Below are 12866 nucleotides of genomic sequence, written 5' to 3'. Positions count from 1 at the left end.
CCGCCACCACCTTCGCCGAGGTCGCCGCCAAGGTCCTGGCCCCCACCCCCACCCCCACCCCGCTCACCGTCGGACCAGGCCACCGCCCCTGGTCCCGCATCTACGGAGAAGACCCCATCACCCTCCCCGGATAAAAGCCCCCAGATAACATCACACTCACGACCACCATCGCGAGGCACCCGACATGCGCTAGACACGTGCTCCCCCACACTCCTTCGCCAACCACCACCCCGACGACGAAGGAGAAACACCCATGCACGACGACACCCACCACATCCGCGTTCCCGAGGAACTGGCCCACTCCCTCACACGCTTCTTCGGCCCCGCATGGACCAGAGCCCTCCCCGGACTGGCCCAACACCAACTGCGACGCTGGAACCTGCGCCCCGCCGCCCCACCCCTGCACGGCGCCGTCTCCCTCGTCATCCCGGTCCACCGCGCCGACGGCCGCCAAGCCATGCTCAAAGTGCTGCCCATCGACGACGAGAGCGAAGGAGAACCCCACGCACTCCGCACCTGGGCGGGCGACGGCGCCGTCCGCCTCCTCCAACACGACCCCACCAACGGAGCCATGCTCCTGGAGGCCCTGGACCCCACCCGCAACCTCAACACCCTGGAGATCGACCAGGCCCTCACCACCATCGGCCTCCTCCTCTCCCGCCTCACCTCCCACCCAGCACCCCACGGCATGCGCGACCTGGAAACGATCACCCACACACTGGTCCAGCGAGCCCAACACCTGACCCCACGCCTACGCTCGGCACACGAACGCGACCAACTGACCAACCTGGCCGCCCACGCCCACGACATGGCACCCGAAGCAGGCAACCAACTCCTGCACTGGGACCTGCACTTCGAGAACGTGCTCGCCCCACTACCCGGCACCGACCGCGAACCCTGGCTCGCCATCGACCCCAAACCCCTGGCCGGAGACCCCGGATTCGACCTCCTCCCCATCCTGCACAACCGCTGGGAGGAAACCCTGGCCACCGGCGACCCCCACCGCGAGACACGCCGCCGCCTGGACCTGGTCTCCGAAGCCGCAGGCATCCCACGCGACCGCGCCCACGCCTGGACCCTGGTCAGAACACTCCAGGAATGCGTCTGGAGGATCGAGGACGGCACCACCACCCTGCCCGACGTCCCCATGACCATCACCGAAGCCCTCACCCGCTGACCCGGCCCACCGAGAACCACCGACCCGGAACCGGACCCCGGGGCGGCACGACCGCCCCGGCCGACCACGAAACGAACACCCCCGAGCCCACGGAGAAAACAACTTCCGCCGAACTTCGAACCGCACACCCCAGACCAGAAAACCCCAACGGGGAACCGACACCACCACGCCCCCACGCTCTCAGGAGCCCCCGTCGACCCCGTCTTCGGAAGAACGCTCCTCGACAACCCCCACAAGGGCCGAGGCCACGAGGGCGACGGCACGGTCGTCATCGTCGGCCAACTGACGCAACACCTCCCGCACCGCACTTCCCGCGATCTCCACCAACGCCTGGGTGAGACGGATCCGCGTCGCGGAATCCGCGGTGGGTACCGCGAGCTCACCCACCAAGGAGGCCGTGATCCGGTCCGCACACCCCAAACCCCGGGACAGCGCCCCCAAAACCTCCGCCGCCTCCACATCACGCGAACCCTCGACCACCATGCCGACGAGCACGGGCACGGCCGCGTCCACGCCATGCCCACCCAGAGCCAGAGCGGCATGCCTGCGCACCACCGCGTCCGGATCCCCCAGAGCGTCCGCGAGCACCGCTACCGCCCCCGGAGCCCCGGGCATCTCGGCGAGCGCCAACACCGCGCGCCGCCGGACGCCGACGTCCTCCGAACGCGCACCCGCGCCCAGCGCCGCCACGCCGTCACCACCCGACCGGGCGAGCGCCCAGCGCAGAGCACCCGCGACATGGGGGTCGGATTCGACCAGGACCGCACCCGCCAGCAGCTCGGCGGGAACCGGCACGTCCTCCGGTCGGGCCAGGACGGCCTGGTTCCTGCGCGCGGCGCTGGTCGAGCTGAGCTCCCGCATGAGTTCGACCATGCGCAGGACGTCCCGCCAGTCGGTGGGCGCCGAAGCGTCGATCGCACGGAGCCGTTCGAGCAGCTCCTGTTCCCGCTCCATGCGCTCCCGCGTCCACCGGATGAGATCGCCGACCAGGGCGGACGGCGTGAAGTCCGGGTCCTCCAACGCGCGCCCGACCTGCCTGAGCGAGAGCCCGAGGGACCGCAGGCTCTCCACGTGGAAGATCCTGCGGACGTCCTCGGCGGAGTACTCGCGGTACCCGCCGACGGTGCGACCCGTCGGCCGCACCAACCCCAGCGCGTCGTAGTGCCGGAGCATCCGAGCGCTCACCCCGGAGTGGCGGGCCACATCACCGATCAGCAATCCGCGGCCTCCGTCGTCTCGGTGTCCGCCGACGCGACCGCGGCGGCAGCGGCGGCGGCCCGTTCCGGGCCGAGCGCGACCACGCGCTCCGCCTCTTCGACGGCCGCGTCGAAACCGGTCTCCGGGTCCCGCCGGAGCAGCTCGGTGGCACGAGCGTGCGCGGCCACCTCCGGGTCAGGGTGCTCCGCGGCCTTCTCCAGGACGGGCTCGATCACCTCGCCGAGGTCGACGAGGGCCCGGCTCAGACTCAGCCGCACGCCGCGGTCGCCGCGGCCGAGTTGCAGAACCAGTTCGTCGGCCAGGCTCTTCCTCTCCTCCTCGGGCACGAGGACGGCCGCGACGCGCCACGCGGTCCGCGCGACCTGGTCGCTGGAGTCGCGCAGCATGTCGCGGGTGATCCACGCCCACGTGCTTCTGTCACCGATCTTGGAGAGCAGGTGCAACGCCTGGCCGCGGGCCTGGACGCGCTCGGAGTCGAGTTCCTGGCGGATCCGGGGCAGGGTGACCTCCGGCGGGAGGCGGGTCAGCGCCCAGGACAGCATGTCCCGCACGAAGAAGTCGGGCTCGACCGCGCATCGCTCGACGAGCGCCTCCAGGAGCGCGGGGTCAGGGTCCGAGCCGGCCGCCAGGGCCGCCTGAAGCCGGACCGACGTGCCCCTGGCGGACAGGGCGTTGGCCACGCGGGTGTTCCGCGAGGTCGTGCTGGCCGTGTTGATCGGAACCACCTCCAACACCCAAGTGAAGACCCTGACACGGTGACAAGGTCAAGCCCGTGACCGGCGAATCGGTGAACCCGCTGGTCACGGGATCCGTCCGGGCACCGTGTGCCGATCATTCATCGCGCGGGTCCGCGGGTGGAACCGTGTCCGGACCCGAGGAACGGGTGGTTTGGTTGTTCTCACGATCTTGGGGTTAAGAGAAAAGCAGGCACCTTTACGGCGTAGATTCAATAGACGCGGGCGGGAAGTCCGGGCGTTCAGTTCAGGATCCGCTCCCGGAGGGCGGTCAGGTCCTCCTCACGGACCCCCGCCTCCAGCAGGTAGGCGTACGCGTCCAACCCCCGCAGCGCGTCGAGGACGGTGTCACGGAGGGTCAGACCGCGCTCGGACAGCACGGCCGCGATCACCGGCCCCTGGTCCCGGTACCCCATCGCCTGGAAGAGCGGGACGAGTTCGGCCGTGGAGAGCTCGTAGTCGTCGGCGATCACGTCGGCCCCGACACCGGCCAGGGCGAGCAGCAGCAGGGCGACCAGACCGGTGCGGTCGCGTCCGGCCCCGCAGTGGAACAGGACACCGCCTGGACCGGCCTGAGCCAGTGCGGTGACCACCTCGGCACACCGCTCACCCTTGCGTTCGAGGAAAAGGGGGTAGTAGAGCGGGGTCCCGTTCAACCCCCGACGGTTGAGGTCCCGCCAGAACAGGGTGTCCTCGACATCGTCCAGGGGCACCTCCACGCGTGTCATCCCCGCGGGAAGCGGCACGGGAGACGACTCGGCGGGAAAGGCCGCGGACCCTCCCCCGCCGGTCAGGTCCTCGTCGGTCGGCCGGATCTCGTCCGGGTTGCGCAGGTCCACGACGGTCCTCACCCCGTCGGCGTAAGCGGCCTCCCAGCCCTCGGCGGTGACGAAGCGCAGGTCAGCGGACCGGACGAAGGCACCGGGTCGGGTCGTCCGACCGTGGCGGGCCGGCAGGCCGCCCAGGTCCCGGGTGTTGAAGAAGCCCTGCCACGCGACTCTCCTGTTGTCTCCCATGAAGGCCAGGAGTACGCCACCCCGGACAGGAAGGAAAGGGCCTTGGTCCCTTTCCGGACAGCGCACCGTGTCCGACGCCACCGCACACGTGGACACCGCGACCACGCACGAGACGGCCTACGACGTCATGGCGTGCGGATCGCGCTGTGCACCTTCTCCCTTCCGCTACTCCGTCAGGGGAAAAGACCGTGGACTCTACGACGTGGATTCGGTGCGTGGCGCCTCCCCGCTCAGTCCACCACCGTGATACCCAGGGCGGCCAGGATCGTGCCCGCCTGCACCGGGCTGATACTGGCCCCCCGCAGGTAACCGGCCTGCTCCAGGCTGGGCTCCCCCAGGTCGGCGCCGCGCAGGTCGGCACCCATGAGTTTGACGTTGACCAGGTTGGCCCCGCGCAACCGCGACTCCACCCACACCGTCTCGCGCAGGTCGGCACTGGCCAGGTCCGCCTCGTCCAGACGCAGCCCCTCCAGGGTCTGCCCGCGCAGCGCGATGCCCTTGCAGCGGGCCAGCATCAGGTTGCAGTGGGCGAAGGTGTAGCCGATCCCCCGCAGCGAGGTCAGCCCCGCCCCGGTCATCCGGCAGCCCTGGAAGGCCGTGTCGGTGAGCAGGGCGCCCTGCCACCGGGTGTTGGCCAGGTCCACCCGCTCGAACCGGGTCTCGGTGCACTCGGCGTGCGCGAACACGGCCCCCGACGCGCTGCCGCCGGTGAACACCGCCCCCTCCAGGACGGCCCGCTCCAGACGGGCCCCGTCCAGACGGCAGTCGCGGAAGGTGGCGTCGACCAGATCGGCGTCACACAGGTTCGCCCCCGACAGGTCGCAGCGGGTGAACACCCGTGGCACGTCCAGGGGCTCGGACAGCAGGTCGCGCAGATCGGCGCCGGACAGGTCCGCGTCCACGGTCTCGGGGAGGGCGAGGTCAGCAGTCATGGCGCGCACCCTAGCGGTCGGCGGCGACACTTCCGCTCCCGACCCGCCCGGGCTCCCCCCTCAGTCGCGGAGCTTGAGCGCCAGGAACAGGTCCACCCGGTGCTCCAGGCTGCTCAGGTCCCGTCCCGTCAGTTCCTCCACCCGGCCGATCCGGTACCGCAGCGTGTTGACGTGCACGTGCATGGTGGCCGCGCAGCGCTGCCAGGATCCCGAGTGCGCCAGGAACTGCTCCAGGGTCAGCACCAGCTCCGAACGGTGGTCGCGGTCGTAGGCCAGCAGCGGCCCCAGCAGGCGTTCCCTGTAGGAGGACTGGACCTCCTCGGGGACCGAGGCCAACAACAGCTCGTGGGAGTCGATCTCGGCCCCGGCGATCACCCGTGACCGGCCCCCGCGCAGCTCGGCCAGGCGGCGGGCGTGGCGGGCCTCCACCGCGGCGCCGCGCAGGTCGGGCACGCCCCGCACCGCGGAGCTGAGGCCGATGGCGAGCCGGTGGTCGAGCAGTCCGCCCTCCAGCACGCGGGCGCGGTGGACCAGGGCGGAGCGGACATCCTCGGCACGGGCGCGCACGTCGTTCCCGGCCACCGGCACGAAGGCCAGGGCGTCCTCGTCCCCGGTGACGACCGCGCCGGGGCGGTCGGCGACCAGTTCGGTGACCACACGCCGGGCCAGGTCGGGCACCCGGGGCTCGGGCAGCATCACGGCGCTGACGACGACCTGGCAGCCTTCCCCTCCCCCGGCGGGCCCGGTGCCACGCAGGATCTCGGTGACCTCGTCGAAGCGCTGGGCGGCCAGCAGCCGGGGCAGTCCCTCCAGGTGGCGGGCGTCGGCCAGGGCGCGCTCCTCGGCGCGGCTGCGGGCGAGCACGGCGATGGAGACGAGTTCGGCCACCGTCTCGTGCTCCTCCTCGCTCCATGCGGTGTGGTCACCCGCGCAGGCCACCAGCCATGCGGCCAGGGGGTGGGACTCGCGGGTCTGGACGGGCAGGATCGTCAACGTCCGGTCCGGTTCCTCGGGAAGACGGACGGTCTGTGGCGAGGACGAGCCGGTCAGGGCCCTGGCGGCGATCCACTCGCGGTCGCCCCCGGGCAGGGGCCGGTCGGAGGCGGCGATGTGGCGGCCCGTGGAGGAGATGACCCAGGCTTCCCGCCCGGCCTGCGCGGCGGCCTCGGCGAAGGCGCGGGGGAAGTCGGCCCCGGCGGCGACGTCGGCCATGAGGCGGCGGTGGCGGTCGCGGGTCTCGGCGATGGTGGTGAAGCGGTGCTGGGTCAGGGAGCGCATCACCTCCTCGGTGACCGCGCCGAAGGAGGTCTCCGGCGGAACCTCCACCAGGGGCAGGTCGTGGGCGCGGCAGGCCTCCAGCAGGTCAGGCGGGACCTCGCCCAGGGCCGTCCCGGCACCGACGGCGACCGCCCCGGCCCCGGCGACGGAGGCCACGAAGGTCTCGGAGTCCTCGGGGCGGGTGCGCCACATCATCCCGGTGAGGACGAACTCGCCGCCGCGCAGGTAGCGGGCGGGTTCGAGCAGGTCGGTGGTGTAGGCCCACCGCAGGGCGCGGTGCGCGTGCTCGCTCCCCGTCAGGAATCTCAGGTGCAGCCGCTTGACCGCGAGCAGCTCGCTGATCCGCATGAACGTCCTTCGTGTGTTCGTGTGGGCGGGTGAAGTGCCCACGGATGATAGCGGCGGTGCGGAGGGTTCCCCGGGACGCCGCCCGCAGGACTTGTAGGAAACGCCCAACGATAACCGTTCGTTCCGCGCCCACTTCATGTCATCACTTGCTGGCAGGGACCGCACTTCCAGTGGTGTACTTCACAGCATCACCCGTTCACCAGGGATGACGCGGGGACTGACAGACCGCGCCGGCCGCGTGTGAGCGGCGGCGAGAACGTGGCGACAAGAGGACCATCATGGAGTTCCTGAGCCCCTCCACGCTGGAGGAGGCACTTGAGGCGAAGAGCGCCCAACCTGAGGCGGTGCCCATCATGGGCGGCACCGACGTGATGGTGGAGCTCAACTTCGACAAGAGGCGACCGCCCGCCCTGATCGACCTGACCCGGATCCCGGAGCTGACCGAGTTCGGGCCCGACGGGGACCACGTCCGGCTGGGCGCGGGTGTGCCCTACACCCGGGTGATCGAGCACCTGTCGGAGCGCGCCCCGGCCCTGGCCAGGGCGTCCCGGTCGGTGGCCTCCCCGCAGATCCGCAACCGCGGCACCGTGGGCGGAAACCTGGGCGGCGCCTCCCCCGCCGGGGAGTCCCACCCGCCGCTGCTGGCCACCGACGCGGTGATCGAGCTGGCGTCGGTGCGGGGCAGGCGCCGGGTGCCCGCCCGAGAGTTCTACCTGTCGCTGCGCACGACGGCGCGGCGCGAGGACGAGCTGATCACCGCGGTGCTGCTGCCCGAGCCGTCGGGCCCCCAGCAGTTCGCCAAGATCGGCACGCGCAACGCGATGGTCATCGCGGTGACCTCGTTCTCGCTGGCCCTGGACACCGAGCGCCAAGCCGTGGGCACGGGGCTGGGGTCGGCCGGCCCCACGCCGTTGCGTGCGGAGGCGGCCGAGGAGTTTCTGGCCGGGGAGTTCGACTGGGAGGACGGCCGTCCGCTCGCGGAGCCGGTCGTGCGTGAGTTCGGCCGACTGGTCGCCGCGGCGGCCCGTCCCATCGATGACCAGCGGGGCAGTGCCGAGTACCGCAGGCACGCGCTGGCGGTGATGGCGCGCCGCGCGCTGAGCTGGTCGGTCACCGATTACCGGAAGGGAGTCACGCGATGCGCGTGAGTTTCAACGTCAACGGCGAGGACGTGACCGCCGACGACGTGTGGCCGGGCGAGAGCCTGCTGTACGTGCTGCGCGAGCGGTTGGGTCTGCCGGGCAGCAAGAACGCCTGTGAGCAGGGCGAGTGTGGTTCGTGCACGGTCTACTTCGACGGTGTGACGGCGTGTTCGTGCATGATCGCCGCCGGGCAGGCGCAGGGCCGCGAGGTCCGCACCGTGGAGGGTCTGGCCGAGGGCTCGGGTAAGGGATCCGACCGCGAACTGGGTTCGGTGCAGGAGGCGTTCGTCGAGGCGGGCGCGGTCCAGTGCGGTTTCTGCACCCCGGGTCTGCTGGTGCAGACCGACGACCTGTTGGAGCGCACGGTGGGCGCGGGGCGGCCCGCGCCGGAGGACTCCGAGATCCGTGAGGCGCTGGCGGGCAACCTGTGCCGGTGCACCGGATACGAGAAGATCATCGACGCCGTGCGCCTGGCCGCCTCGCGCAGGGCCGCTGCCGGGAGCGAGGCATGAGCGTAGCCGGGACCGGTCGGTCCTTCGCCGTCGAGGGCGCCCACGTGGTCACCGTGGACGGCGCCGAGTACACCGACGGGCACGTGGTGGTCCGTGACGGCCGTATCGCCGCCGTGGGCGCGGGTCCGGCCCCCGCCGGGTCCGAGGACGTCCAGCGTGTGGACGGGCGCGGGTGCCTGGTCACCCCGGGCCTGGTCAACACCCACAACCACCTGTACCAGTGGGCGACGCAGGGGCTGTTCGCCGACGGCACCCTCTTCGAGTGGTTGGTGGGCTCCTACGAGATCTGGGGCGGCCTGGACGCCGACGTGGTGTCGGGGACGACCTCGGCGGGTCTGGCCCACCTGGCGCTGTCGGGGTNCCCCCCCCCACCACTACGTCTACCCCTCGGGCCGTGGCGACATCGTGGCCGCGGAGGTGGAGGCCGCCCGCGAGGTGGGGGTGCGCCTGGACCTGGCCCGCGGGTCGATGGACCGGGGTCGGAGTCAGGGCGGACTGCCGCCGGACGGCGTCGTGGAGTCGCTGGAGCGGGCCCTGGCGGGCACGGCCGCGGCGATCGACGCCCACCACGACACCTCCTTCGACGCGATGACGAGGGTGGCGGTGGCGCCCTGTTCACCGTTCTCGGTCTCGCGTGAGCTGATGGTGGAGAGCGCGGTGCTGGCCCGGGACAAGGGGACGCGGCTGCACACCCACCTGGCCGAGACGCTCGACGAGGAGGAGAAGTGCCTGGCCGAGTTCGGGTGCACTCCGGTGGAGTACGCCGAGAAGCTGGGTTGGCTGGGCGAGGACGTGTGGTTCGCGCACGCGGTGCACCTGTCGGACGCGGCGATCAACCGGATCGCGGCCACGGGCACCGGTGTGGCGCACTGCCCCACCTCCAACGCCCGTCTGGGCGCGGGGATCTGCCGGGTTCCCGAGCTGTTGGCGGCGGGTGCTCCGGTGGGTCTGGGCGTGGACGGCCCGGCCTCCAGTGAGCTGACCCCGCTGGCCGGTGAGATGCACCAGGCGCTGCTGATGGCCCGCGCCCGCAAGGGGCCCACGGCCCTGACCGCCCGCCAGGCGCTGGAGATGGCCACCCTGGGCGGCGCCCGGGTGCTGGGCCGTGACGCCGAACTGGGTTCGCTGACGGTCGGCAAACTGGCCGACATCGCCCTGTGGCGGGTGGACGGGTTCGGCTACGACGTGATCGACGATCNCCCCCGCCGCTGGAGCGGCTCTGGGTCGGCGGCGGCACCGTCGTCGACCGTGGGGAGCTGCGCACCCTGTCCGCCGAGGACGCCGCCGCGCGCGGCCGTGCGGCGCACCGCACCCTGATGCAGGAGGTGAGCCGCTGATGGCGGCGACGACCCGTACCGTGACGGACCTGACCAGCACGACCCGGGACGGGGTGGGCGCCAGTCCGCGCCGCCCCGACGGAACCCTGAAGGTCACCGGCGAGTTCGCCTACTCCTCGGACATGTGGATGGAGGACATGCTGTGGGGGGCGACCCTGCGCAGCCCCCACCCGCACGCCGAGATCCGCGGCATCGACATCACCGAGGCGCTGAAGGTGCCGGGGGTGCACGCGGTGCTCACCCACGAGGACGTGCCCGGCGAGAAGCGTTACGGGCTGGAGTACCAGGACCAGCCGGTGCTGGCCTTCGACAAGGTGCGCTACAAGGGCGAGCCGGTGGCGATCGTGGCCGCCGACCATCCCGAGACGGCGCGGCGCGCGATGGAGCGCATACGAGTGGACTACGCGGTGCTGGAGCCGATCAGCGACTCCCGACGGGCCGCGCTGGACCCCGACTGCCCGCAGGTGCACGAGCCGGGCACGGTCCCCGACCACCCCGAGTACAACCCGCGCGGTAACCGGCTGCGCTACCAGCCGGTGCGCACGGGTGCGTTCGCCGGGGTGGCGGGTTCGTCCGAGCGGGAGAGGGAGGTCCTGGAGCGGCTGCGTTCCGAGGCCGACGCGGTGGTGACCTCCGAGTACGAGGTCGGCATGCAGGACCAGGCGTTCCTGGGCCCGGAGTCGGGCATGGCCGTCCCGGCCGAGGACGGCGGGGTGGACCTGTACGTGGCCACGCAGTGGCTGCACGTGGACCAGCGCCAGATCGCCCCGGCGCTGGGGCTGCCCCAGGACAAGGTGCGGCTGACCCTGGCCGGTGTGGGCGGTGCCTTCGGTGCCCGCGAGGACCTGTCGATGCAGATCCACGCGGCCCTGCTGGCGCTGCGCACCGGCAAGCCGGTCAAGTTCGTGTACAACCGCGAGGAGTCCTTCTACGGGCACGTGCACCGGCACCCGGCGAAGATGCGCTACGAGCACGGTGCGCGCTCCGACGGCACGCTGCTGTACGCGACCGCGGAGATCATCGTGGACGGCGGAGCGTACGCGTCGGCGACCCCGGCCGTGGTGGGCGTGGCCTCCTCCCTGGGCATCGGACCCTACGAGGTGGAGAACGTGCTGGTGGACGCCTACGGGGTGTACACCAACAACCCGCCGTGCGGTGCGATGCGCGGGTTCGGCGCGGTGCAGGCCTGCTTCGCCTACGAGTCGCAGATGGACCGGCTCGCCGAGGAACTGGGCATGCACCCGGTCGACGTGCGGATCAGGAACGCCATGTCGCAGGGCTCGCGGATCATCACGGGCCAGGAGATCGACATGCCGCTGCCCATGGCCGAGATGCTGGAGCGGTGCCGGGACCTGCCGATGCCGCCCGAGCGCGGCGAGCTGGCCGACCCCACCGACCAGCGCACCCTGCCGGGCGGGGTGGCGGGCACCACCCGCGGCGAGGGCGTGGTGCGCGGTGTGGGCTACGGTCTGGGCCTGAAGAACCTGTGCTTCTCGGAGGGCTTCGACGACTACTCCACCGCGCGGGTGCGGATGGAGATCGTGGGCGGCGAGCCGGTGGTGCTGGTGCACACGGCGGCGGCCGAGGTCGGCCAGGGCCTGGTGACGGTCAAGGGCCAGATCGCCCGGACCGAGCTGGGCGTGGAGAAGGTCGTCATCGCGCCCTCCGACACCCAGGTCGGTTCGGCGGGGTCGTCGTCGGCGTCGCGTCAGTCGTACATGACCGGCGGCGCGGTCCGGACGGCGTGCGCGTCGGTGCGCGCTGAGGTGTTCGCGCTGGCGCGTGAGCGCGGGATCGTGCCCGAGGGGCTGGACGACACCGACCTGTCGCTGGACGGCGGCAAGCTGGTGTCGGCCACGGCCGGTGCGCTGGTCTCGCTCGCGGACCTGCTGGGCGAGTCGGCGCGCGGCGGCACGGTGGTGGAGCGGACCCGTGAGTACCACCACCGGCCCACCGAGATGCTCGACCCGGAACTGGGTCAGGGTTCCTCCCACACCCAGTTCGGGATGTGCGTGCACCGGGCCGTGGTGGACGTGGACGTGGACCTGGGCCTGGTCAAGGTGATCGCGTTGGACGCGGTCCAGGACGTGGGCAAGGTGATGCATCCCCAGCAGCTGGCCGGGCAGATCCAGGGCGGTTCCACGCAGGGTCTGGGTCTGGCCCTGATGGAGGAGGTGCAGGTCAAGGACGGACAGATCCGCAACCCGTCCTTCACCGACTACCTGATCCCGACCATTCTGGACACGCCGCCGATGCGGATCGACGTGCTGGAGCACCCGGATCCGCACTCGCCCTACGGGCTGCGGGGCGCCGGTGAGCCGCCGACGCTGTCCTCGACTCCGGCGATCGTGGCCGCGGTGCGCGCGGCCACGGGGAAGGCGCTGACGCACGCGCCGGTGCGCCCGGAGGACATCGTGGGCATCGAGACGNCCCCCCCCGCCGCACCACCACCCCCCGAACCGCCCGCCCCGGTTCGTCGGCGCCCCGACACCGGGTGCGGGTGCCCCCGTAGGACAGCGCCGTCCTGTGCCCACCCCCAGGCAGACACATAGAGCATTCACCCCCTTACCCATGGTGATTCTTCGCCATGCTCATCTCCCTCCAGGAGGGGACATGACCCAACTCAAGGACGCCGGCTCCGACTCCGGGTCCCAGAAGCCCACGGCTCGATCCTGGCTCGACCGCTTCTTCTTCGTCACCGAACGCGGGTCCTCCCTGGGCCAGGAGGTCCGCGGCGGACTCACCACGTTCATGGCGATGGCCTACATCATCGTCCTGAACCCGGTCGTGCTCGGCGGGGTCCCCGACGTCAACGGGGACCACCTCTCCCCCGCCCAGCTGACCACCATGACCGCCCTGGCCGCCGGACTGGTCACCATCATGATGGGGGTGGTCGGCCGGGCGCCGATCGCCTGCGCCGCCGCCCTGGGCGTGATGGCGGTGGTGGCCTACCAGGCCGCTCCCGTGATGTCGTGGCCCGAGGTCATGGGCCTGGTCGTGTGGCAGGGCGTGGCCATCATCGTCATGGTCGTGACCGGTGTGCGCACCGCCGTGATGAACGCGCTGCCGCACAACCTCAAGCTCGCCATCGGTGTGGGCATCGGTCTGTTCGTCTCGCTGATCGGTCTGACCAACGCCGGTTTCGTCAGCAAGGGCGACGGCAGCGGACTGC

General features: G+C 71.6%; 10 protein-coding genes and 1 pseudogene. 6 read left to right on the top strand and 5 right to left on the bottom strand.

Annotated features, from left to right (window positions below):
- The first annotated feature begins 253 nt into the window (after positions 1–253).
- Complete coding sequence (locus tag D455_RS0100710) at positions 254–1177, top strand: aminoglycoside phosphotransferase family protein (protein ID WP_017568842.1); 924 nt, start codon at positions 254–256, stop codon at positions 1175–1177.
- Between the two features lie 180 nt (positions 1178–1357).
- On the opposite strand, the gene D455_RS0100705 is transcribed toward D455_RS0100710, so the two are convergent.
- The 5 genes from D455_RS0100705 to D455_RS0100685 all read right to left on the bottom strand — a co-directional run bounded on the left by D455_RS0100705 (position 1358) and on the right by D455_RS0100685 (position 6703).
- Positions 1358–2395: a HEAT repeat domain-containing protein gene (locus tag D455_RS0100705; RefSeq protein WP_017568841.1), complete on the bottom strand. Its 1038-nt coding sequence runs from the start codon at positions 2393–2395 to the stop codon at positions 1358–1360.
- Positions 2389–3129, bottom strand: a complete 741-nt coding sequence (locus D455_RS0100700) for a HEAT repeat domain-containing protein (protein WP_026122177.1) — start codon at positions 3127–3129, stop codon at positions 2389–2391. The genes D455_RS0100705 and D455_RS0100700 overlap by 7 nt, the downstream gene beginning before the upstream one ends.
- 242 nt (positions 3130–3371) lie before the next feature.
- A complete protein-coding gene (locus tag D455_RS0100695; RefSeq protein ID WP_017568839.1) occupies positions 3372–4145 on the bottom strand; it encodes a tyrosine-protein phosphatase in 774 nt (257 codons plus the stop codon).
- A gap of 230 nt (positions 4146–4375) precedes the next feature.
- Complete coding sequence (locus D455_RS0100690; protein WP_017568838.1) at positions 4376–5077, bottom strand: pentapeptide repeat-containing protein; 702 nt, start codon at positions 5075–5077, stop codon at positions 4376–4378.
- A 60-nt stretch (positions 5078–5137) separates the two neighbouring features.
- Positions 5138–6703, bottom strand: a complete 1566-nt coding sequence (locus D455_RS0100685) for a PucR family transcriptional regulator (protein ID WP_017568837.1) — start codon at positions 6701–6703, stop codon at positions 5138–5140.
- A 278-nt stretch (positions 6704–6981) separates the two neighbouring features.
- Between D455_RS0100685 and D455_RS0100680 the strand changes: the two genes are divergently transcribed.
- The 5 genes and pseudogenes from D455_RS0100680 to D455_RS0100660 all read left to right on the top strand — a co-directional run.
- The gene (locus tag D455_RS0100680) at positions 6982–7851 is read left to right on the top strand and encodes an FAD binding domain-containing protein (protein ID WP_017568836.1); all 870 of its coding nucleotides are present in this window, start codon (positions 6982–6984) and stop codon (positions 7849–7851) included.
- Positions 7842–8357 (top strand): (2Fe-2S)-binding protein, encoded by a 516-nt coding sequence (locus D455_RS0100675; RefSeq protein ID WP_017568835.1) that lies wholly within the window; start codon positions 7842–7844, stop codon positions 8355–8357. The genes D455_RS0100680 and D455_RS0100675 overlap by 10 nt, the downstream gene beginning before the upstream one ends.
- Positions 8354–9694, top strand: a pseudogene (locus D455_RS28780) (8-oxoguanine deaminase). Before D455_RS0100675 ends, D455_RS28780 begins: the two are co-directional and overlap by 4 nt.
- Positions 9694–12246: a xanthine dehydrogenase family protein molybdopterin-binding subunit gene (locus D455_RS0100665; protein WP_017568834.1), complete on the top strand. Its 2553-nt coding sequence runs from the start codon at positions 9694–9696 to the stop codon at positions 12244–12246. The pseudogene D455_RS28780 and the gene D455_RS0100665 overlap by 1 nt, the downstream one beginning before the upstream one ends.
- Before the next feature lie 61 nt (positions 12247–12307).
- Positions 12308–12866: solute carrier family 23 protein (locus D455_RS0100660; protein WP_017568833.1), on the top strand; the 559-nt coding region annotated here is incomplete at its 3' end.

It is taken from the genome of Nocardiopsis halotolerans DSM 44410 (assembly GCF_000341065.1).
GTDB classification, from domain to species: Bacteria; Actinomycetota; Actinomycetes; order Streptosporangiales; family Streptosporangiaceae; genus Nocardiopsis; species Nocardiopsis halotolerans.
The sequence above is the reverse complement of the archived record's forward strand: the minus strand, read 5'-3'. Positions and strand labels throughout refer to the sequence as shown.